At 61.7% G+C, this 19,895-nt stretch carries 22 protein-coding genes; 9 read left to right on the top strand and 13 right to left on the bottom strand.

Annotated features, from left to right (window positions below):
* Nucleotides 1–15 precede the first annotated feature (15 nt).
* The 5 genes from GGD57_RS05465 (at nucleotide 16) to GGD57_RS05485 (ending at nucleotide 2,075) form a co-directional block, all read left to right on the top strand.
* Entirely contained in the window at nucleotides 16–294 is a 279-nt protein-coding gene (locus tag GGD57_RS05465) for a DUF6522 family protein (RefSeq protein ID WP_184467625.1), read from the top strand.
* 251 nt (nucleotides 295–545) lie between these two features.
* Complete coding sequence (locus GGD57_RS05470; RefSeq protein ID WP_184467627.1) at nucleotides 546–836, top strand: hypothetical protein; 291 nt, start codon at nucleotides 546–548, stop codon at nucleotides 834–836.
* 109 nt (nucleotides 837–945) lie between these two features.
* Complete coding sequence (locus GGD57_RS05475; RefSeq protein ID WP_184467629.1) at nucleotides 946–1,302, top strand: hypothetical protein; 357 nt, start codon at nucleotides 946–948, stop codon at nucleotides 1,300–1,302.
* Between the two features lie 31 nt (nucleotides 1,303–1,333).
* A complete protein-coding gene (locus tag GGD57_RS05480; RefSeq protein ID WP_184467631.1) occupies nucleotides 1,334–1,651 on the top strand; it encodes a DUF2934 domain-containing protein in 318 nt (105 codons plus the stop codon).
* A gap of 4 nt (nucleotides 1,652–1,655) precedes the next feature.
* Complete coding sequence (locus tag GGD57_RS05485) at nucleotides 1,656–2,075, top strand: HD domain-containing protein (protein ID WP_184467633.1); 420 nt, start codon at nucleotides 1,656–1,658, stop codon at nucleotides 2,073–2,075.
* Between the two features lie 81 nt (nucleotides 2,076–2,156).
* Here GGD57_RS05485 and GGD57_RS05490 read toward each other — a convergent pair whose 3' ends face one another.
* The 9 genes from GGD57_RS05490 to GGD57_RS05530 all read right to left on the bottom strand — a co-directional run bounded on the left by GGD57_RS05490 (nucleotide 2,157) and on the right by GGD57_RS05530 (nucleotide 11,037).
* Nucleotides 2,157–2,426 carry an antibiotic biosynthesis monooxygenase gene (locus tag GGD57_RS05490; protein WP_184467635.1) on the bottom strand — a complete coding sequence of 90 codons (270 nt, stop codon included), beginning with the start codon at nucleotides 2,424–2,426 and terminating at the stop codon, nucleotides 2,157–2,159.
* Nucleotides 2,427–2,470: 44 nt separating this feature from the next.
* Nucleotides 2,471–2,734, bottom strand: coding sequence for a hypothetical protein (locus tag GGD57_RS05495; protein ID WP_184467637.1), 264 nt, complete (start codon nucleotides 2,732–2,734; stop codon nucleotides 2,471–2,473).
* Between the two features lie 213 nt (nucleotides 2,735–2,947).
* Nucleotides 2,948–4,798: a DUF2264 domain-containing protein gene (locus tag GGD57_RS05500; RefSeq protein ID WP_184467638.1), complete on the bottom strand. Its 1,851-nt coding sequence runs from the start codon at nucleotides 4,796–4,798 to the stop codon at nucleotides 2,948–2,950.
* 75 nt (nucleotides 4,799–4,873) lie between these two features.
* Complete coding sequence (locus GGD57_RS05505; protein ID WP_184467640.1) at nucleotides 4,874–6,148, bottom strand: ABC transporter substrate-binding protein; 1,275 nt, start codon at nucleotides 6,146–6,148, stop codon at nucleotides 4,874–4,876.
* 40 nt (nucleotides 6,149–6,188) lie between these two features.
* The gene (locus GGD57_RS05510; RefSeq protein ID WP_184467642.1) at nucleotides 6,189–6,902 is read right to left on the bottom strand and encodes a DUF624 domain-containing protein; all 714 of its coding nucleotides are present in this window, start codon (nucleotides 6,900–6,902) and stop codon (nucleotides 6,189–6,191) included.
* Nucleotides 6,903–6,922: 20 nt separating this feature from the next.
* Complete coding sequence (locus tag GGD57_RS05515; RefSeq protein WP_184467644.1) at nucleotides 6,923–8,032, bottom strand: ABC transporter ATP-binding protein; 1,110 nt, start codon at nucleotides 8,030–8,032, stop codon at nucleotides 6,923–6,925.
* A gap of 15 nt (nucleotides 8,033–8,047) precedes the next feature.
* Nucleotides 8,048–9,220: a glycoside hydrolase family 88 protein gene (locus GGD57_RS05520; protein WP_184467646.1), complete on the bottom strand. Its 1,173-nt coding sequence runs from the start codon at nucleotides 9,218–9,220 to the stop codon at nucleotides 8,048–8,050.
* 3 nt (nucleotides 9,221–9,223) lie between these two features.
* The gene (locus GGD57_RS05525; protein WP_088684143.1) at nucleotides 9,224–10,060 is read right to left on the bottom strand and encodes a carbohydrate ABC transporter permease; all 837 of its coding nucleotides are present in this window, start codon (nucleotides 10,058–10,060) and stop codon (nucleotides 9,224–9,226) included.
* Entirely contained in the window at nucleotides 10,057–11,037 is a 981-nt protein-coding gene (locus GGD57_RS05530; RefSeq protein WP_184467648.1) for a carbohydrate ABC transporter permease, read from the bottom strand. Before GGD57_RS05530 ends, GGD57_RS05525 begins: the two co-directional genes overlap by 4 nt.
* A gap of 224 nt (nucleotides 11,038–11,261) precedes the next feature.
* Between GGD57_RS05530 and GGD57_RS05535 the strand changes: the two genes are divergently transcribed.
* Both GGD57_RS05535 and GGD57_RS05540 read left to right on the top strand, forming a co-directional pair.
* Complete coding sequence (locus GGD57_RS05535; protein ID WP_184467650.1) at nucleotides 11,262–13,052, top strand: heparinase II/III domain-containing protein; 1,791 nt, start codon at nucleotides 11,262–11,264, stop codon at nucleotides 13,050–13,052.
* Nucleotides 13,053–13,176: 124 nt separating this feature from the next.
* Entirely contained in the window at nucleotides 13,177–14,013 is an 837-nt protein-coding gene (locus GGD57_RS05540) for a carbohydrate-binding protein (protein WP_184467652.1), read from the top strand.
* Here the strand turns inward: GGD57_RS05540 and GGD57_RS05545 are convergent.
* Nucleotides 14,008–15,018 carry a GlxA family transcriptional regulator gene (locus GGD57_RS05545; protein ID WP_184467654.1) on the bottom strand — a complete coding sequence of 337 codons (1,011 nt, stop codon included), beginning with the start codon at nucleotides 15,016–15,018 and terminating at the stop codon, nucleotides 14,008–14,010. The two genes, GGD57_RS05540 and GGD57_RS05545, sit on opposite strands and share 6 nt — an antisense overlap.
* Nucleotides 15,015–15,581, bottom strand: coding sequence for an isochorismatase family protein (locus tag GGD57_RS05550; RefSeq protein ID WP_184467656.1), 567 nt, complete (start codon nucleotides 15,579–15,581; stop codon nucleotides 15,015–15,017). Before GGD57_RS05550 ends, GGD57_RS05545 begins: the two co-directional genes overlap by 4 nt.
* A gap of 206 nt (nucleotides 15,582–15,787) precedes the next feature.
* Between GGD57_RS05550 and GGD57_RS05555 the strand changes: the two genes are divergently transcribed.
* Nucleotides 15,788–16,456, top strand: a complete 669-nt coding sequence (locus GGD57_RS05555) for a response regulator (protein WP_184467658.1) — start codon at nucleotides 15,788–15,790, stop codon at nucleotides 16,454–16,456.
* Nucleotides 16,446–17,846, top strand: a complete 1,401-nt coding sequence (locus GGD57_RS05560; RefSeq protein ID WP_184467660.1) for a sensor histidine kinase — start codon at nucleotides 16,446–16,448, stop codon at nucleotides 17,844–17,846. Before GGD57_RS05555 ends, GGD57_RS05560 begins: the two co-directional genes overlap by 11 nt.
* A gap of 268 nt (nucleotides 17,847–18,114) precedes the next feature.
* On the opposite strand, the gene GGD57_RS05565 is transcribed toward GGD57_RS05560, so the two are convergent.
* Nucleotides 18,115–18,996 (bottom strand): ABC transporter permease, encoded by an 882-nt coding sequence (locus GGD57_RS05565; RefSeq protein ID WP_184467662.1) that lies wholly within the window; start codon nucleotides 18,994–18,996, stop codon nucleotides 18,115–18,117.
* Nucleotides 18,997–19,008: 12 nt separating this feature from the next.
* Nucleotides 19,009–19,827: an ABC transporter ATP-binding protein gene (locus tag GGD57_RS05570; protein WP_184467665.1), complete on the bottom strand. Its 819-nt coding sequence runs from the start codon at nucleotides 19,825–19,827 to the stop codon at nucleotides 19,009–19,011.
* Between the last annotated feature and the right edge of the window lie 68 nt (nucleotides 19,828–19,895).

A 19,895-nucleotide genomic window follows, 5' to 3' on the forward strand; every position in this document is an offset into this window, starting at 1 on the left:
GCGGGGAATAGGCCGGTGTTGATCGAACGTGATCCGAATGGGGATTTCATTCTGGAGTCATCCGAACTTGCGGAGCGCTTCGGACTGTCGCTAGCCGACCTCCGCCGTCACATGCGACATGGCTCCGTCGTCAGTACCGTGGAAATCGGCACCGCTGAACACGCGGGGACCACGCGGGTGTCGCTCCGGCTCGGCAACAGGCTTTGGCGCGCCGTTCTGAACGGCGACAATGAAGTGCAGCAGGAACAGATGACCGTTTTCCGGGGGAAAACCTCCGGGCCGCCCCTGCGCTGACGCCATCCTTTATGCATAGCGGCTTGCTGCGGCTATTCTGCAGCTCACCATATTCCCGTTTGCGCGCTCCAATCCGGCCCCTCGGGGAACCGAAGATCGGCTCCTGCGTTCGAAATAATGGATGGCTGTTGCCCTCGCGTTGAAAGGGGCAAGCCACACCGAGGTTTGAACCGGATTTCGGTGTTTTCTGCTCGTTGGTGATCGAGGCTCAATGAGCTCGGCCGCTTCCCGCATCTCTTGGAGTGACTGAAATGGAAGAAATCACCAGTCTAATCAGAGACCTCAGTATCGAGGAACGCGAGGAAATCTTCGTCGATATCGCGCGTATGCTGGAATGTACTGCGCGTGAGGCGCTGGTCGAGGGCAACATGCATTTCGCAGCAATTTCCAACGACATGGCCGAAGCGATCCGTATCAACGCCGATGAACTCGCCCGCGATGATCCCGATAATGCCGAACTCGTCCTGCAGCAGGCAACGGCGATGCTCTCGCAGTTCGAGGCCGTCCACCCCTATCGGATGGTGAGCATGGCTGTTCATTGATGGCAGGCCGGCGGCCCAAGCTCGATCGCTCTTTTCAGGTCACACGCGACCCTCGCGGAACTCTCGCCGCCTGCGGAGGTTATTGAACCACAACAGCGAAAGGTGATCCATGGCGACTTCCAGATCCAACGTCCCGCCCGAGAGCGCTACCGACGACGCACGTTCCGCTGACACGGAACGTGCCGAGGCCGATCGCAACCGGGCAATGGAAGCGGCTCGGCGCAACGCGAGTTCGGCGCTAGGCGGCGGTTGTGACACCGAAACCCCCAGCCTGAAGCTTGCGAAGGAATATCTCAGCCTTGGCGGCCGCCGCCGGTCCAAAATTGACGACAACATCACCGATGTCCGCCAATGGGAAGAGGATCCGCCGGAGGCCGAGCGGTTCTGGAAGGAACGGGTGGAGACGCTTTCAAAGGATGAACGTAAACAGGTGGAGGTTTTTCTCCCGACCATCAATACGCCCTGACCGGCTGCTTCAAATGTGCCTGGAGGCGATCATGGCTATAGACAAGCACGAGCAGATCCGTCGCCGCGCTTACGAAATCTGGGAGGCCGAGGGCCGCCCGGACGGCGCCGACCAGCGTCATTGGCTTCAAGCCTGCGACGAACTGGCCGGCGAGGATGAGCATGAGACGCTGCAAGACCTGCTCGATGAAGACGACAGGGATGATGCCGCCCTGCTTCAAGGCGCCGGTGAGAGCGGCGATTTCGATCCGCCGGTAAAGCTCGGGATAGCCGGGGTTCGCGTGCCTGATATCGAGATCACGGGCGAAAGGCCGCCGCAGCCGAAGATCAGGAAGACCGCGGGGCCGTGATCCCATGCAGCATCTCGACCACGCCATCCAAATCGCTCTCGCAGCGCATGAAGGTCAGGCGGACAAAACCGGCCGGCCGTTCTTCGAACACTGCCAACGGGTGGCACTTCTCGTTTCCGGCGACGAGACGCGAATGGTCGCCTACCTTCATGACGTCGTCGAAAAGGGAAGCGGGTGGACGCTCGATAGGCTGAGAGAGGAAGGTTTTCCATCGGCGATTATCTCCGCGGTGGATGCTTTGACACAGCGGCCGGACGAGCCGGACGATGACTTCGTCAGGCGTGCCGCATCAAACCCGCTGGCCCTGCCGGTCAAACAGGCTGACCTCGAAGACAATCTCCGGCAGGCCGAACAGACCGGCAAGAAAACCGAAAAATACCAGCGCGGCCTAGCTCTCCTGCGCGATATCGGGAATGGGCAATAGAACGCCATTGGCTGCACCCGCTCTGCAGAGAGCGGCCGCAACGGCCTCCATCGCTCACCAGCGAGAGCATTTTGGCCTATTTCATGTTTTATTGGCAAACCAGACGGTCGGAGTGCCGAGCACGCCTCCCTTTTGCATCGCCGCCTTCAGTTCTTCCAGCTTGCCGAAGGCCTGAGCCGCTTCCAGCGTGGCAAATTCGTGCGTAACGGTAATGTCGTTCGGATTGTCGGTGGCCCGATAGACGGCTTCCGCCATAACGCCATTGGCTTTTTGCACCTGACGAAACGCATCATATATCTTGCGCCAAGTGGCATAGTCGGAGACTTCGTGCCTCACAAATAACGTCGTCATGTCATCCTCCCGCGTTGCATTTCCAAATCTCGCCGAGATGTGTGTCAGGATTGAACCAGGAACATCAAGGTCTCGGGCAAGACGCCGTCACTCGCCATGGCATCGGCGGCTGCCTTGGTCTGCATGAAAGCCATCAACTTTTCCATGTCAGCAACGTCCATGACCAAACCGACGTGATTGGACATTCGAGGGTCTGTAAACGTACGGATATTCGTGACGCCAACGGGTTCCAATACCTGCTTGCGAACAGGTGAGGCGAGCCAGTGTTTCGTGTCTTTGACGTCGTGACAGATCATTATGGTCGGCATTGCGTCCTCCTCATGGTCTGAAATTGAAAGCGGAATATACCACTGGAATTGGTTGAATATCAGTCCAATAATATTGAATTTAAGGAGGCATTCTTACTGTCTGTCGAGAGTGTAAATATAATTACAAGTAACTATAATATATTATAGCCGAGGCTTGCCGACGGGTCATTGCGGAAGCCGGTGGCTTCGCCGTATCCTGTCCCCGATCCCGAGCTACGACTGAAGGGCGAATGCTGGCACCCGCATGCCTTTTTCGCTAAAGAGCCGTTCGAGTTCGTCGAGGCGAGGGCAGGCGGGCGGGCTGTTAAGCGCCTTTGCCCAATCCTCGCGGCTCGGCAGCGCCATTGCCGCGGTCACGAGCACCGTAGTTCCAGGAGCGATTTCGCCGCGCAGCTGCGGCAGCAGCGTTTTGGCGTGGATGAGGTTGGTATTCGGGATCGGGCTGATCGTATGTCCGGCCCTCGGACGAAGCGATAAATCCATGATCGCGCTGATGTCGGTCTGTCCATACCAGACGGCCCGGCCTTCCGCCTGTTCGGAGCGATCGGCATTGAAATCGGCGCGTTCGATCGCAAAGCCGCCCTCGATGCTGCTGAGCGCGCGCGAGGTCGCGATGCGGTGGATGCGGATGTGCCAGGGATTTGCCGGAAGCAGCCAGGTCTCGATGGCGACATCGCTCCAGGGACGCCAGCGGGAATAGAGCCGGTCGCCTGCGATCAGCGCCTCCTCCATGATTTCACGCATGCGGAAATGGACGCCGTCATCGGAGAGGCCGAGCATGCCGTCGAAGCTTGCGGCGGCAAAATTCCGGTCGTCGGCTTCGATGTTGAAGGCGTAGCGGGTGGAATAGACGAATTTCGAATATTTCTCGTTGGCGCCGCGCATCTTGTCGTGCTGCTGGCCGGAGGAAAGCACGACGACGTTTCCCGGCGTGTGCATGGCGACCATTCCCGCTTGCTTCAGGGCGACTGGCTCCGGGAAAACAGGCTGCGGCGCTTCCGCAGCGGTCCAGAACGGATGATTGGCGGCAAGGGCGAGCGGCAGGAAGAATTTCAGCGCCCAATAGGGCGAGCCGGGCGAGTTGTAGCTCTCGCTCATCAACAGGTTCGGATAGCCGTAGCCGACAGAAAGAACGCCGTCGCGATCGGCGATCGGCATCGCCGACCACCAGCGGATATGGCGCATGTAATAGCCCTTGATCTCAGCCCAGGGCAGCGCTTCCACCCCTGCTAACGCGAGCGAGCCCCAGAAGCCGCCGGCCGCGAAGCGGTAGGCCTGGCTGCGGCCGAAGGCGAGGGCGGCGCCATCGGGGCCGAACCAGTGGCGGATATCCCCGGCAAAGGTTCGGGCGCGATTGCGGAAGCGCTCCTTGCGCGCTTCATCGCCCCGCGCCAGCACGGTGTAGATCAGGCCGTAGAAATGCATGGCGAAGGGAATGTAGTGGTCGACCCGCCTGACCGGCCCGTCGCGATACCAGCCGTCGCTGAGGTCGAAGGCTTCCAACTCGTCGAGATAGGCGACGGTTTTGCCGTGGTCGAACGCCACGCCGACGCGCTCCAGCCCGAGATCGATGAGGACGCGGAAGAATTTCCAGTTGTTATCGATGAATTCCAGTTCGCGCGCCGCAAGCAGATAGGCAGCAACAGTCTTCTTCTGACTGTCGTCAAGCGGCTCCCAGATATGTTCGGGCACGAGCGCCAGCGCGAAGCCGACGGCGGCAAGCTCGACGAGCCGCTGGTTGCGGTCGGCGAGATCGCCCCAATATTCGGGATGGGCGGGATTGGTGCCGTTTGCAAGGCCCCGCCGATAGAGATCCCAATGCGGAAAATCTCCGCCGCCGGCAGCAAGGGGAACGATGCCCCAGAGCGGCCGGGCAAACCCTTCCAGGTCAGCCGCCGCCCGGTCGAAGATCGCGCCGGCTGCACCGAGGCGTACGCGGGCGCCGCCTTCGGAAAAATAGGGCAGGAGCGGCGCGAAGAGATCGTTGACGGCCTTGGCGAGGTCGTCGCGGGTCCTCAGGGGATTGCCGAAAAGCGGGTTGGCCCTGGCGGGATCATAAATCATCGTCAGCTCGATACTTAAAAACAGGATCGGCCGCGGGCCGGATGCTGGCCCGCGGCCGTTGATATCGCGTGAGGCTTACTTGATGGCCTTCACGCCTTCGGTCATTTCCTTCAGCCCGTCGTCGATGGAGGTGTTGTCGGTCATGATCGCGTCATGTGCCCGGTTGAGCACTACCTCGATCTTGGCGGCGTTCGGGTTGACCGCCATTTCCAGATAGGCCTTCGAGGGTATCAGCGCTTCCTTGCTGGCCGCGTCCTCGGGGAAGCCGGGCGTTGCCGCGATCTTGGCGCTGACGTCAGCGGTCTTGAGCGCTGGGAAGGTGCCGGTCGAGGCGATGACGGCTGCGCCCTCGGGGCCGGTGACGAACTTGATGAAATCGAGCGCGGCTTCCTTATGTTCGGAATTGGCGTTGACCGCGAGGCCCGAGATTTGCGCCGCCGTCGTGCCGGCCGCAATGCCGTCCGGATGCGGGAACTTCACGATGCCCCAGTTCTTGCTCTTCGATTCACCCGACTTCACCTTGGTGATCTGGGTGCCGACGAACCAGGTCCCCATCGGCAGCATGCCGATCGTGCCGTTGAAGAAAAGCGCCGAATAATGCGTGTTCGACGTCTTCAGGAAGGCGTAGGAGGGGATCGCGCCGTCTTTCTGCAGGGCGAGCGCCCGTTCGTACCAGGGCTTCAGGAAAGCATAATCGCCATCGACCAGCGTGTGCTTTCCGTCGAGGATGCCGGGCAGCTGGACGGTGGAGCGCCAGGTATGCAGCAGCGCGCCATAGGTCTTGTTGGTGCCCATGCCGCCGGCAAGCTTCTCGGCGGTCTCGTCGAACTGCGCCCAGGTCATGTCATTCGTCGGATAGGGCACGCCGGCTTTGTCGAAAATGTCCTTGTTGTAATAGACGACCCAGAAGTCGGAGCGGAACGGTATCGAATAGATCTTGCCGTCGATCGTCAGTTCTTCGATCAGGCCGCCATAGGGCGCCGGATCGATCTTCTGGTCCTTCACGAAGCCGCTGAGATCGGCGATGTTGCCGGCGCGGACCAGGTTGGTGTAGCCCGGCACGTCCTTGACGGTGACGATGTCGATGTCTTTCGAGCCGCCGGTCAGCTGCGTCGAGATCATCTGCTGATAGTCCTGCGAGCCGAGATCCATCGGTTCGAACTTCACGTTGGGATGCTTGGCCTGATAGGCCTCGATCAGCGGCTTGTAATAGGCTGTCTTGTCCCAGTCCCACAAAGCCCATTTGAGCGTCACGGCGTCCTCGGCAAGTGCAGCACCTGCCGTCGTTGCGGCCAAGGTGAAACCCGCCACGGCGAGTTTCATCGTCCTCCCGAATTTATCCATATACATTCCTGTTCTCCTTCCCTGGATCGTCTCTGGATCAGTTGTTTTATGAAGCGTTTGGTGCATGCGGTTTACGGTGCGGGGGCAAGTCCAGAACCATCACCGCCGTCCGATGGACGCCGAATGCGACGGCGAACATTCCGAGTGAAAAATTGAAGGTTGCCGGCATGAAGACGGAAACCGGATAGAAGAGGATATGCGCCAGCCACAGCGCTGCATTGAAGGCGAGGGCGGCAAGTGCGGGAAGCGGACGGACGATGGAGGCGAGTGCGGCGAGGCGCAGCAGCCGCAGCGCCGGCAGGTCGCGCATCACCATCAGCACAGTGAGATGGCAGGCGGTGACGGCGAGGAAGGCGGTCGCGACGAGGGCGATCGCGAGCGGTGCAGCCAGCATCAGATTATCACGCGCGCCGGCGGCATAGGTGACGATCGCGTGGACGCCGATTGCAAGCGCGCCCGCCAAGACGAGGCCCCAGGCGGTGGCGCGCAGGAAGTATCGCTGGAATGCTTCGGTGAAGTCCCTGAGCAGATAGGTATTGCGGTCTTCGACCAAGGCGACCGAGACGCGGGCCATGGCGGCGAGTGCTGCCGGCAGCGTCACCACGAGGAGCGAGACCAGCAGGAACAGGATGTTCAGCTTGACCATCTCCCACCATTCGCGGGCGAGGATGTCGGCGAAGAGCGCAAGGCCGGTCTTTGCAGGCGCATCCTTCGGAATGCCCGGCCCCTCCTTCGTCCACATGTCCCGCAACCACTGCATGGCCGTCTCCCGCAGGCGCCTCAGTAAAGAATCGAGCGTTCCGTTTCCTTGTCGAACAGCTGCGCATTGCTCATGTCGGCGACCAGCGTCGCCTCTTCGCCGATGCCAGGCCAGAAACGCGGCGAGACGCGGGCGATGAGATTGCGCCCGCCTGCCACCATGTTCAGGTGCACTTCAGAACCCATGGGTTCGGCTAGCTCCACCACCGCCTTCAGTGGCGCCAGATTCTCGGCCGGAATATCGGCCGGCGGCAGTTCGTGGAAATTCTCCGGACGGATGCCGAGCACCACGTCGCGGCCCTCATAGGGCGCGATCCTGCCCTTGTCGAAATGGGCGGGCAGCGGCAGTTCCCGGCCGTCGAAGACCGCGACGTAGCCGTCGCCTCGGCGAAGGATGGTCGAGGGCAGCATGTTCATTTGCGGCGCGCCGATGAAGCCGGCGACGAACATGTTGACGGGACGGTCGTAGAGGTTCTGCGGCGTGTCGACCTGCTGGATGTGCCCGTCCTTCATGACGACGATGCGGTCGGCCATGGTCATGGCCTCCACCTGGTCATGGGTGACATAGATGAAGGTGGCGTTGAGGCGCTTGTGAAGCTTGGTGATTTCGCTGCGCATCGTGCCGCGCAGCTTGGCGTCGAGGTTGGAAAGCGGCTCGTCGAGCAGGAAGACGGCGGGATTGCGCACCATGGCGCGGCCGAGCGCCACGCGCTGGCGCTGCCCGCCCGAAAGCGCCTTCGGCTTGCGGTTCAGGAGATGGGTGATGTCTAGGATTTTCGCAGCGTCCTGTACCTGGGCATCGATGAAATCGCGCGATACCTTCCGGAGCTGCAGGCCGAAGGCCATGTTCTTGTAGACGGTCATATGCGGATAGAGCGCATAGTTCTGGAAGACCATGGCGATATCCCGGTCCTTGGAGGGGACGTCGTTCATCACGTCGCCGCCGATCCGGAGCTCGCCGCCGGAGATTTCCTCGAGGCCGGCGATCATCCTGAGCGTCGTCGATTTGCCGCAGCCGGAAGGACCGACCAGGATGATGAATTCCTTATCGGCGATTTCCAGATCGATATCGTGGACGACGGTGAGCGCGCCGTAGGATTTGTTCAGCTCTTTAAGCGAAATGCTGGCCATCGGGTTCTCCTGACGTCACCAATAGGAAGACCAGCGGCGCGAAAGGCGCGTCAAAGCTTCCATGTAATAATAATCTCCCCAGGAGACGCATTCATCGACGCCCTCGCCGCGGCAGGTGTTGAAGGGCGATTTCTTCGAATAGGTGGCGTGCAGCACCAGGCCGTTGGAAACGGTGGGGTCCCTGACCGCATAGTGATCGGCGAGGCTCTTCATCATGCGCCGTGCCAGGGTGCGATAGCGCTCGGCGGCTTGCGCCTCGACGAGATCGGCCATCTCAAGCAGGCCGCAGGCGGTGATCGAGGCCGAGGAACTGTCGCGCGGCTCGCCGTCGCCATCGGAAAAGACGAGATCCCAATAGGGCACCATGTCGGCCGGCAGCCGATTGAGATAGAAAGCGAGCAGCCGGTCGAAGGTTTCTTGATATTCATTGATCCGCTCATAGCGATAGGAGATCGCCATGCCCGCAATGCCCCAGGCCTGTCCGCGCGCCCAGGCGCTGTCGTCCCTGTAGCCCTGCTTGGTGGCGCCGCGCACGGGCGCGCCGGTGACCGGGTCCATGTAGAAGGTGTGATAGGTGGAATCGTCAGGGCGGACCGAATTGGCGAGCGTGGTGCGGGCGTGAATGAGCGCGATCTCGCGATATTTCGGATCGCCGGTCTCGCGGCTTGCCCAGTAGAGAAGCGGCAGGTTCAAGAGGCAATCGATAATGTAGCGGTATTCCTCCGCCTTGCCCTTGTGGCCCCAGGCCTGGATGAACTGGCCGATCGGCTGGAAGCGCTCGATCAACTGGTCGGCAGCAAGGATCGCAGCCTTGCGCCCGTCTTCGTCTCCGACGAGCTTCCAGGCGGCGATGCAGGAGGGCGAATAGAGAAAGCCCATATCGTGGTGGTCGGTTTCGATGCGATTTTCGATCCGGTGCAGGAAGGACTGGACCTGGATTTGCGCAGCATGGCGGAAGACCGGGTCGCCGCTATGCTCGAAGGCGAGCCACAGCTCGCCCGGCCAGAAGCCGGCGGTCCATTGGGTGTTGGCCACGGCGGGATAGAAGTTTCCGACACTCGAATGGTTCTGCGAGGCGTAGGTGAATTCGGGAAGGTTGCGGCGGATCTGCGCGACGGCGAGATCGAGCGCGGCTTTGACCTCTTCGTCGGTGATCGGCTGCGGGGCGACAGAGGAAACGGCGTTCATGGGTTAACCCTTCAGTCCCGTCGAGGCGATGCCTTCGACGAAGAAGCGCTGGAGAGAGAGGAAGACGACGAGAACCGGAATGAGGGCGACGACGGAGGCCGCCATGATCAGCCCGTATTCGGCCGAATATTGCGAGATGAACATGCGGAGACCAATCTGGACGGTCTTGAGCTCCGTCTTGGTGAGATAGATCATCGGCCCGAGGAAGTCGTTCCAGGTGGTGACGAAGGTGAAGATCGTCAGCGTCGAGAGCGCAGGCTTCGACAGCGGCAGCATGATGCGCGCCCAGATCTGGTACTCGTTCATGCCATCGATGCGCGCCGCCTCGCAGAGCTCGGTCGGGATCGACATATAGAACTGCCGCATCAGGAAGACGCCGAAGGCGGTGAAGGCCTGCAGGCAGATCAGCGCCAGATGCGTATTGTTGAGGCCGAATTCGCGCATCAGCAGGAATTGCGGCACCATATAGACCTGCCAGGGCATGGCGATGGTGGCGATATAGCCGAGGAACAGCGTGTTCTTGTAGGGGAAGTTCAGCTTGGCGAAGGCGTAGGCCGCGAAGCTGGAGGTAAGCAATTGCAGCAGCGTGACGATGATCGTCAGCTTCGAAGTGTTGTAGATGAAAAGGGCGAGCGGGATCTTCGTCCAGATATCCACATAGTTCTGCCATTGAGGCTGCGAGGGTATCCACTCGATCGGGAAGGCGAAGACGTCGCGGCTGAGCTTCAGGGAGGCCGAGAGCATCCAGGCGAAGGGCATCAGCATGACCAGCGTCACCGTGATCACGATGGCGTAGAGAAGGACCGTCTTGAGGGTGATCTTGCGTCCGGCGATCCTCATGCCTCGTCCTCCCGCTGGCGCCGGAACTGGAAGACCGTGACGGCGAGCACGAGGAAGAACAGCACCAGCGACACCATGCTGGAATAGCCGAGATCCCAGGAGATGAAGGCCTCGTTGTAGATGTGATAGACGAGGACGAGCGTCGAGGTGCCGGGGCCGCCCTGGGTGATCATGAAGATCTGGTCGAACACCTTGAAGGACTGGATCGTCAGCATGACGGTGACGAAGAAGGTCGTCGGCCCGAGCTGCGGCACGGTGACGTGGATGAATTTCTGCCAGGAATTGGCGCCGTCGAGATCGGCGGCCTCATAAAGCTCGGCATTGATGCCCTGCAGGCCGGCCAGATAGATGACCATGTAGTAGCCCATGTTCTTCCAGATGCCGAAGAGGATCACCGTGACCATCGCCCAATGGCGGTCGGCCGCCCATCCCGGCATGTTCTTCGGATCGAGGCCGAGCGTATAGAGGATCATGTTCACCGGCCCCATCTCGGGGTTGAAGATCATGTTCCAGACGACCGCGACGGCGACCAGCGAGGCGACATAGGGGAAGAACATGGCGGTGCGGAAGAAATTCCGCCCGACGATCTTCTGGTTGAGGAGGACGGCGAGGCCGAGCGCGCAGAGCAGCGTCGCCGGCACCGAGGCGACCGTATAGATCACCGTATTCCAGAAGGCGGCGATGAAGGCCTTGTCCTCGAAGAGACGCCAGAAATTGTCGAGGCCTGCGAATGTGATCGCATTCGAGCCGTCCCAATGCATGAAGGCGAGCGCGAAGGCGAAGAGGATCGGGCCGAGCGTGAAGACGGCGAAGCCGAGGAAATTCGGCGCGATGAAGGAATAGGCGACGAGCGCATTGCGCAGCTTGCGCTGGCGCTTGGACAGGACGGCGACCTTCCGGCGGGGCGTTGCCGGAACGCCATCCGTTGCGATGGCCGAATTCGATATGGACACCGATGCTTCCTCCTGGGCGGACATTCTGCGGCTGACGGCTCGCGGAGATTTCCGAATCCTCGATCCGGAACATCCGGGCGGCCGAATGCCGCCAGTTCTTCCTCCTGCCATCGACATAGCACATATCCGGTATTGGTCAAACAAGTTCTGAATAGATCATACAAATTTTGTGGCGGGCGCCGAAAACATATGATAGGTGAACGTGAAGACCGGTTGCGCGTCGAGGCTATTCGAATGCGGGGAGGGACATGTTCAGCGAGATTTCAGGAGAGTTGCCGGACAGTTTGGGCGATTTCACTCCCGGCGCTACCGCTGCGGATCGCGCCATCTGGAACGCCGTGCCGCAGACGATGCGGAACGCCGTCCTTCGCGATGCCGAAACCACGCTTGCGCGCAGCTGGCCTCTCATCACTGCCTCCGATTACCGGCAGTATACGGAGACGGGCAACCGCTCGCGCTTCGAGGAGCTTTATTTCACGCGGCGGCGGATGCTCAACGATCTGGTGCTTGGCGAACTCGTCGAAGGCGGCGGCCGGTTCCTGCCTGGCATCGTCGACGGCATCTTCCTGATAACGGAGGAGAGCGGCTGGCAGCTGCCGGCGCATAATGCCTATGAACGCGGCGGCCCGCGCCTGCCGTTGCCTGACAATTCGCAGCCGGTCGTCGATCTCTTCGCCGCTGAAACCGCGGCCCTGCTTGCAACGATCGTCGCCTTGCTGGGCGATGAGCTTGATGGCATCAGCCCGGAGATTGCGGCGCGTGTGAAACGCGAGATCGAAACCCGCATCCTGACGCCCTATCTCGGCCTGCATTTCTGGTGGATGGGTCGCGGTGGCGAGCGGATGAACAATTGGACGGCCTGGATCAGCCAGAACGTCCTGCTGACCGCCTTCTCGCTGAACACCGATCAACCGACGCGCCGTGCCGTCGTCGAAAAGGCGCTTGGCAGTCTCGATGCCTTCCTCAAGGATTATGCCGAGGACGGCGCCTGCGAGGAGGGCGTGCTCTATTACCGCCACGCCGCACTCTGCCTCCACGGCGCACTGACTGTTCTCGATAGCGCGGCACCCGGCCTGTTCGACAAGATCTGGCGGCAGCCGAAGATCCGCAACATGGCCGAATACATCGCCAACATGCATGTGGCCGGCCGCTATTATTTCAACTTCGCGGATTCCTCCGCCGTCGTCGAGCCCTGCAGCGCGCGGGAATATCTGTTCGGAAAGGCTGTTGGTTCCGAGATGCTGGCGGATTTCGCCGCAGCCGACAGGGCGACAGCGGATAATCCGCACCTGCCCGGGGAATGGAACCTCTGGTATCGCGTGCAGGAATTGCTGGTGGGAACGCTGCCCTCAGCCGAGCCGCGTCCGGAACCCCCGCGCGATATCTTCTATCCCGGCATCGGCCTCTTCGTCGCCCGCGACGGAGAGTTTTCGCTCGCGGTCAAGGGCGGCAACAATGGCGAAGGCCATAATCACAACGATGTCGGCAGCGTCACGCTCTACAAGAACGGACGCCCGTTGCTGATCGATGTCGGCGTCGAGACCTATGCCGCCAAGACCTTCTCGCCGTGCCGCTACGAAATATGGACGATGCAGTCGGCCTATCACAACCTGCCGACTTTCGAAGGCATCATGCAGTCGGCCGGCGAAGCTTTCGGCGCTAGGGATGTCGATGTCGAATTCAGCCATGATAGTGCGCGCATATCGCTCGACATATCAGGCGCTTATCCCCCGGACGCGGATCTGCGCAGTTATCGGCGCACCGTTTCCCTGATGCGGGGCCGACATGTCGAGATCGTCGACGCTCATGATGGAGGTAAACCGGCCGTGCTGTCGCTGATGACGTGCCTCGCGCCGGCCGTCACGTCGGAGAAAATCGATCTTGCCGATCTCGGCAGCATTTTCGTCGAGGGCGCCGGCACGATCGAAATCGATGAGATCGAGGTGAATGATCTCAGGCTGAGATCGGCCTGGCCGGAAAAACTCTTCCGTCTGCGCCTGCCGCTTGCCGGTAAGCGCCTGAGATTGCGGATCGTCTAGAACAGGATGATTTTAGGCCGGGTCGGCCTAAAATCCAAATCCTGTTCTAAATTAAATAGTTAGAGCATGATGTTGTCCGAAAACCGCTCACACTTTTCGGCATCATGCTCTCGGGAGGGTGAGCATGGAATTGACGCTGAAGATCGTGGATGCCGATGGGTTCGTGCTGGCAAGCTCGACAGGGCAGGACGAGACGTTTCTGGTCTATCGTCTGAGCTATAGCGAGGGCGACTGCGTCATCGTCGAGGCTTCCGAGCCGGGGCATATCTTCCTCGCTCTGGACAGCGCGGTCCATCCCGCCCTGGTCTACATCAGGGAAGGCGCCTATTCGCTTGCCGTGCCCTTCGGCGACAAGCGAAAGTCCTATTCGCCGAACGCCTTCAAGGGTGAGATCCACCGGCTTTCTGCAAGACGCGCTCGGCCCGACGAGGTTGCTCAAAGACGCAATCTTGCCCTGAACCCCTGGGACGATCACGCCAACCGCACGCTGTTTCCGCATGCGCATGCCAATGTGGAAACCCGCGGCGAGGCCGCCTTCGCTGCGCGCAACGCCATTGACGGTGAAAAGGCCAACGACAATCACGGCTTCTGGCCCTATACCAGCTGGGGCATCAACCGCGATCCTCAAGCCGCGCTGACGGTGGAATTCGGCCGGCCGGTGCGGATCGACGAGATCGTCGTCTATCTCCGGGCGGATTTCCCGCATGATTCCTGGTGGGAAAAGGCGAACGTCACCTTCTCGAATGGCACGAGTTTTTCATTGTCGCTGGTGAAATCGGGCGCCGCGCAGAGCTTTGCGATAGAGTCGTGCATCATCGTATGGATGGAACTGCACGGCCTTGTAAAGGCCGAGGACAGTTCGCCCTTTCCGGCGCTGACTCAGATCGAAATCTGGGGGACGGAAGTGGCGGCCGTCGCTGTCGAAGACGAGGCCGGGCACGCCCTTCCGCTTCCTCTATGAGCCGAGGGCCATTTTGGGCCGCGCCGCGCTCGGCGGGCTGTCATGCAGGCGGTTCCAGGCGCGGCGCAACTGCCTGGCCGAGCCGAAACCAGCGCGCATTGCCACCGCCTCCATATCCAGCCTCGAGCCGGCGAGCATCTCGCGGGCGAGCGCCACGCGCATGCGGTTGACGAAATCCGTGACGCTCATGCCGGTATGTTCGTTGAACAGTCGTGAGAGGTTTCGCGGGCTGGCGCCGCTGAGGCGCGCGAGCGAGGCGACCGACCAGTCACGGGAGGGATCGGCGGCGACTGCGTCCTGGGCGCGATGAATGGCCGGGTGGATATGGTTGCGGCCTTCGAGCCAGGGCGAAAGCTGCGGATCCGAGCCGCCGCGCCTGAGATAAACGACGAGATAGCGCGCCACCGCAAGCGCACAGGCATGTCCGGCCGCTTCGGCAACGATGTGCAGCATGAGGTCGATGCCGGCGGTGATGCCGGCGCTCGTCAGGCGCTCTCCATCCTCGACATAAAGCCTGTTGTCCCGGATGCGCGCGGTGGGCGCAAGCCTCGCGAGGTCCTCCATGCAGCCGTGATGGGTGGTGCATTCGCGGCCGTCGAGCATGCCGGCCTCGGCGGCGAGCAAGGCGCCCGAGCAGATCGAGGCCAGCCGAACCCCCGGACGAATGGCCCGCTTCAGCCAAGCGACGATCGCGGCTTGGGCGGCGCGCTCCTCTTCGTCCCACGGACGGTTGTTTTCCATCGGCGCGTCAGCGCTGCCGGCGATGACGACAAGCGCTTGATCGGGCAGGCGCTCGGGCAAGGCGGCGACACCGGTCACGGCAAGGCCGATTGAGCTGCCGACCGTCGCCGATGGGCCGATATAGGTGACGGTGAAACGCACCGCCGTCTGTTCGATGTTCGCCTTGCGCAGCACTTCGATCGGGCCGGCGACATCGAGCAGCAGCACGCGCGGCGGCACGACGACGTAGACGGAAATATCGAAGGGCTGCGCTGTATCCGTCATGCCGCGAGTTGCTCTCCGCGCCCCGCCAGCGCCTGGTCGACCGTGACGATCCGGGCGAAACGGCCAGACAGGACCAGTTCCGTGCGGCCTCGGATTTCTCCGGCGCTCCAGGTGCGTCCCGCCGCGTCGGTCATCGGGAAAGTCAGGGTCGCTTCGCCGACATAGTCGACCCGGTAGCCGAGATCCGAGGCATGGCGGGTCGTTGTCTCGCAGCACTGCTCAGTGCGGATGCCGGAGACGATGATGCGGCGAACGCCATTTTCGGTCAGCCATACGTCGAGCCCGGAGCCGACGAGCGCGCTGTGGCGGCTCTTCTTGAAGATCGCTTCAGGTGCGATCCTGAGCGGGGCGAGTGTTCTGACGAAGCCGGAGGCCTCCGAAAACGGCCCGCTTCCATCGACATGGAAGATCTGGACGACGGGTATCCCGCTGGCCTCGGCGCCATCGATCAGTGCCTGCTGGCGACCGATATAGGCGGAGGCGAGACCTTCATCCCAATAATCGCGCTGCCGGAAGGACTCCTGGGCGTCTATCACGAGAAGGATGGTATCGTGGCCGGACATTTTTTGCTCCTTGGATGTTGATGATGAAGCCATATTCCGCAATCTCAAGCCACAGGAAAATGCACGTGCCGGACAAATAGCGGACAAATCACGCCAATGGCTTCCATGGGTGGGATTGTGTTCGGAGGGGCGGGCGATATCCAACGCACGCCGGCCTTGCATGCACACGCTTCCGCCAAGCCCTCTGCACATGCTAAGGGGGATGGATGAGACTGCTTGTGGTGGAGGACAACAAGGATCTGGCGGCCTGGCTGGGCAAAGCCCTGCGACAGGCGCAATACGCTATCGACATTGCTTATGATGGCGAGGACGCCGAGCATATGCTCAGGGTGGCGGAATATTCGGCGATGATCCTCGATCTTTCGCTGCCCAAGCTGGACGGGCTGACGCTTTTGAAGCGGCTGAGGCAATCGGGAAACAAGCTGCCGGTCATCATCCTGACTGCGAATGCGAGCCTGGACGGCCGTGTGGCCGGGCTCGACAGCGGCGCTGATGACTATCTCGCCAAGCCCTTCGAAATCGCCGAACTCGAAGCGAGAATTCGCGCGGTCGTCCGCCGCGGCCAGGATCGGGCATCCTCGGAGATCACAGTCGGGAACCTGCGCTTTTCCGGCGGCACGCGGCAGTTTTTCGTCGAAGGCGAGCCGCTGCAGCTGACGCCGCGGGAATATGCCGTTCTCGAACAACTGGTCATGAAGCTCGGCACCACCGTCTCGAAAGCCGCTCTCTCCGAAAGCGTCTTCGGTTTCGACGACGAGGCCGATCCGAGCGCCATCGAAATCTATGTCCACAGGCTGCGCAAGAAGCTCGAAAACAGTTCGGTTCAGATCGCGACGCTGCGCGGGCTCGGCTATCTCCTCAGACATGTCCAATAGCATCGTGACAAAGGCTGGCGGAACGATCGCGCAGCTCAGCCAGAGCCTGAGAGTACAATTGCTCTGCTGGGTGCTGCTGACGCTCTTCGGCGCGATCGCCTTCAATCTTTACGACAGCTTCTGGTCGGCCGACGCGACGGCAAAGCTGGTGACGGATCGAACGCTTCTGGCCTCCGCCCGCGTCATCGCCGAGGCCGTCCGCGTCGATGAGGGCGGCAATGTTCAGGTGGATGTGCCGCCGGCTGCTCTCGAGATGTTCGATACAGGCTTCGGCGACCGCGTATCCTACCAGGTCATCACCGCCTGGGGCAGCCTGGTGAGCGGCTTTCCTGACCTGCCGAGGCCGGCCGTCCAGCGGGCGGGCGAGGATCGCACTTTCCATGGCGCCGACGTGCGCGTCATCATGCTCGACCATCCCGTCGTCGGGCTTCCCGATGACGGCACGATTTCGGTGACCGTCGCGGTGACCCATAAGAGCCAGTATGCGATGCGGCGGCAGCTATGGCTTTCGGACTTTTCCAAGCAGTTCGTGCTTGTCTTCGTCGCAAGCCTGGTGACCATCCTCGGGCTTCAGCGCGGCCTGGCGCCGGCGCTCAGGCTGCGGGACGCCGTGCGCCGGCGAGGGCGCAACCGTCTCGATCCGCTGCCGCCGGAGATGGTCCAGAGCGAACTGCGCCCGCTCGTGCACGCGCTGAACGATTACATGGAGCGCGTTCAGAACCAGATGGCAGCGCAGCGGCGGTTCGTATCGAACGCGGCGCATCAGCTGAGAACGCCGCTCGCACTGATTTCGACACAGGCGAGCGTGGCTTCCCGCGAAGACGATGCCGCCCGCCGCGACGAGGCGCTTGCTGCGCTGCGCACCAGCACTCGGCAGATTTCGCGTCTCGCCAGCCAGCTTCTCACCTTGTCGCGGGCCGAGCCCGGCAGCCGCCGCCCGCGCAGCGATGCTACCGATCTCAGCAAGGCCGCCCGTGAGATCCTGGAGGCCTATGCCGAAGAGGCGCTGAGGCGCAACATCGATCTCGGGCTGGAAGCGGACGGGGCTGTCGTCGTCGAGGGCGACGGCACGATGCTGCGCGAGATGCTCGTCAATCTCATCGACAACGCAATCCGCTATACCTGCGCCGATGGACGGGTGACCGTCGCCGTCGGGCAGGCGGATGGAAGCGCGTTGATTACCGTCGAGGACAATGGGCCGGGCATTCCCGAAGGCGAGCGCGAACAGGTCTTTGAAAGATTCTACCGGATCATGGGAACCGATAGCGAAGGGAGTGGCCTCGGGCTTGCGATTGTGCGCGAGGTCGTCGAAGGGGCGGGAGGTTCGGTCTCGCTTGACGACGCGGACGGCGGCGGTCTCATCGTGACCGTGAGGCTTCCGCTTGCCTGAACGGTCGTGCTTGGGCTTGTCCATGCTGTCCGGTTCGGACCCGAAAGCTGCCCCTCGCCCTAACCCTCTCCCCGTAAACGGGGCGAGGGGACGTGCCTTACGAGAGGCCTGAGAGGAACGGAGAGGTTGCGGCATATCCCCTTCGCCCCGCGTTACGAAGCTGGCAGGCGGAAGGGGCATGCGCCGGATGACACGGTCAATAAAAAGAAGGCCGGGTGTTGCGCCCGGCCTTCGTTTCGATCTGCCTTGGGAGGGGAGGCCGATCTGATTACTGCGTATCGAGATGCTGCTGCGGGCGCCATTTCGCCAGGCGGTTCTCGATCAGCGTCATGATGTATTCGGCAACAAGCGTGACGACCATGACGAGGAGGATGGCCGCGAACATGCCGGCGGCGTCGAAGGTTCCCTTGGCGATCGAGATCAACTGGCCGATGCCGAAGCGGGCGCCGACGAATTCGCCGACGATGGCGCCGATGATCGCAAAGCCGAAGGAGACGTGCAGGCTGGCGAAGATCCAGCTCATCGCCGAAGGGATAACGACGGTGCGAGTCACCTGCCAGTCGGACGCGCCGAGGATGCGGGCGTTGGCGATCATGTTGCGGTCGGCTTCGCGCACACCCTGGAAGGCGTTGGCGAAGACAACGAAGAACACCATGATGAAGGCGAGCGCCACCTTGGACGGCAGGCCGAGCCCCATGATCATGATGAAAATCGGTGCAAGGACGACGCGCGGGATCGAGTTGATCGCCTTGATGTAGACCGAGAAAATGTCGGACAGGAAGCGGTTGCGGCCGAGGCCGATGCCGACGAAGACGCCGGTGATCGAGCCTGCGAAGAAGCCGATCAGCGCCTCCTCCATCGTCACCCAGAGATTATACCAGAGCGACCCTTCGGTGGTGCCTTCGGTCGCCCATTCGTAGAGCCGTGCAAGGACGCCGCTCGGGCTCGAATAGAAGAACGGGTCGATCCAGTTCATGTTGGAGGAGAGCTCCCACATGCCGATCACGAAGACCAGGATGGCGATCTGCCAGAAGCGCACCAGCGTGTTGCGCCGGCGTATCGCCTTCATTGCGGAGGCTTCGATCTCGGCATCCGACGTGCCCGGACGAAACAGGGTGGCCGATGCGGCCTCGAAAGTCGTGTTTGCCATGATATCCTCCCGTCAGGCCGCTTCGCTTGCGCGGCGGTAGCTGGTTTCGACCTCTTCGCGCAGGTCCTCCCAGATGGTCTTGCAATAGTCGATGAAGCTCTGCTCGTAGCGGATCTCCGAGACCACGCGCGGGCGCGGAAGATCGATCGGATAGACCGACTTGACCGTGGCTGGGCCGGCAGTGAGCACATAAACCTTGTCTGCAAGCGCCACGGCTTCTTCGAGATCGTGGGTGACGAACACCACGGACGCCTTGCGCTCCGCCCAGAGCTTCAGCAGCTCTTCGTGCATGACCGTGCGGGTCTGGACGTCGAGCGCCGAGAAGGGCTCGTCCATCAGCAGGATCTCAGGTTCGTTGATGAAGGTCTGCGCCAGCGAGACGCGCTTGCGCATGCCGCCGGAGAGCTGATGGGGATAGTGATGGAGAAACTTCGACAGGCCGACGCGCGCCAGCCAGTCGCGGGCGCTCTGTTCCGCCTCGGTGCGCGACTTGCCGCGGAACAGCGGGCCGGCCATGACGTTTTCGATTACGTTCTTCCAGGGAAAGAGCGCATCGGTCTGGAATGCGAAGCCGACACGCGGGTCGATGCCGGTGATCGGCCCGCCCATCAGGCGGACTTCGCCGGCGCTCGGGCGTGCGAGGCCCGTCACGAGATTGAGCGTCGTCGACTTGCCGCATCCTGTGGGGCCGACGACGGCGACGAATTCGCCGCGGGCGACCGTCATGTTGAAATCGCGCAGCGCCGTCAGGGACTTGCCGGTCGGCGAGACGAAGCGCCGGCTGACATTGATCAGCTCGATCGCCGGGATCTGTTTGTTGTCCTGTTGCATGGTGATACCTGAGGCGTGCTTGAGGGCGCGCACGCAAAGCCCATGATCAAACGGACGCCGCTCCCGGC

Origin of the sequence: Rhizobium esperanzae (assembly GCF_014197615.1) — a bacterium.
Classification (GTDB): Bacteria; Pseudomonadota; Alphaproteobacteria; order Rhizobiales; family Rhizobiaceae; genus Rhizobium; species Rhizobium esperanzae_A.

Excerpts from the sequence above, each read along its gene's own strand:
- GGD57_RS05550 (WP_184467656.1), bottom strand. The coding sequence starts at position 15,581 with ATGTCCGGCCACGATACCATCCTTCTCGTGATAGACGCCCAGGAGTCC.
- GGD57_RS05540 (WP_184467652.1), top strand. The coding sequence starts at position 13,177 with ATGGAATTGACGCTGAAGATCGTGGATGCCGATGGGTTCGTGCTGGCA.
- GGD57_RS05490 (WP_184467635.1), bottom strand. The coding sequence starts at position 2,426 with ATGACGACGTTATTTGTGAGGCACGAAGTCTCCGACTATGCCACTTGG.
- GGD57_RS05475 (WP_184467629.1), top strand. The coding sequence starts at position 946 with ATGGCGACTTCCAGATCCAACGTCCCGCCCGAGAGCGCTACCGACGAC.
- GGD57_RS05485 (WP_184467633.1), top strand. The coding sequence starts at position 1,656 with ATGCAGCATCTCGACCACGCCATCCAAATCGCTCTCGCAGCGCATGAA.
- GGD57_RS05565 (WP_184467662.1), bottom strand. The coding sequence starts at position 18,996 with ATGGCAAACACGACTTTCGAGGCCGCATCGGCCACCCTGTTTCGTCCG.
- GGD57_RS05515 (WP_184467644.1), bottom strand. The coding sequence starts at position 8,032 with ATGGCCAGCATTTCGCTTAAAGAGCTGAACAAATCCTACGGCGCGCTC.
- GGD57_RS05480 (WP_184467631.1), top strand. The coding sequence starts at position 1,334 with ATGGCTATAGACAAGCACGAGCAGATCCGTCGCCGCGCTTACGAAATC.
- GGD57_RS05545 (WP_184467654.1), bottom strand. The coding sequence starts at position 15,018 with ATGACGGATACAGCGCAGCCCTTCGATATTTCCGTCTACGTCGTCGTG.
- GGD57_RS05525 (WP_088684143.1), bottom strand. The coding sequence starts at position 10,060 with ATGAGGATCGCCGGACGCAAGATCACCCTCAAGACGGTCCTTCTCTAC.
- GGD57_RS05570 (WP_184467665.1), bottom strand. The coding sequence starts at position 19,827 with ATGCAACAGGACAACAAACAGATCCCGGCGATCGAGCTGATCAATGTC.
- GGD57_RS05530 (WP_184467648.1), bottom strand. The coding sequence starts at position 11,037 with ATGTCCGCCCAGGAGGAAGCATCGGTGTCCATATCGAATTCGGCCATC.
- GGD57_RS05555 (WP_184467658.1), top strand. The coding sequence starts at position 15,788 with ATGAGACTGCTTGTGGTGGAGGACAACAAGGATCTGGCGGCCTGGCTG.
- GGD57_RS05560 (WP_184467660.1), top strand. The coding sequence starts at position 16,446 with ATGTCCAATAGCATCGTGACAAAGGCTGGCGGAACGATCGCGCAGCTC.
- GGD57_RS05510 (WP_184467642.1), bottom strand. The coding sequence starts at position 6,902 with ATGCAGTGGTTGCGGGACATGTGGACGAAGGAGGGGCCGGGCATTCCG.
- GGD57_RS05500 (WP_184467638.1), bottom strand. The coding sequence starts at position 4,798 with ATGATTTATGATCCCGCCAGGGCCAACCCGCTTTTCGGCAATCCCCTG.
- GGD57_RS05505 (WP_184467640.1), bottom strand. The coding sequence starts at position 6,148 with ATGTATATGGATAAATTCGGGAGGACGATGAAACTCGCCGTGGCGGGT.
- GGD57_RS05470 (WP_184467627.1), top strand. The coding sequence starts at position 546 with ATGGAAGAAATCACCAGTCTAATCAGAGACCTCAGTATCGAGGAACGC.
- GGD57_RS05495 (WP_184467637.1), bottom strand. The coding sequence starts at position 2,734 with ATGCCGACCATAATGATCTGTCACGACGTCAAAGACACGAAACACTGG.
- GGD57_RS05535 (WP_184467650.1), top strand. The coding sequence starts at position 11,262 with ATGTTCAGCGAGATTTCAGGAGAGTTGCCGGACAGTTTGGGCGATTTC.
- GGD57_RS05520 (WP_184467646.1), bottom strand. The coding sequence starts at position 9,220 with ATGAACGCCGTTTCCTCTGTCGCCCCGCAGCCGATCACCGACGAAGAG.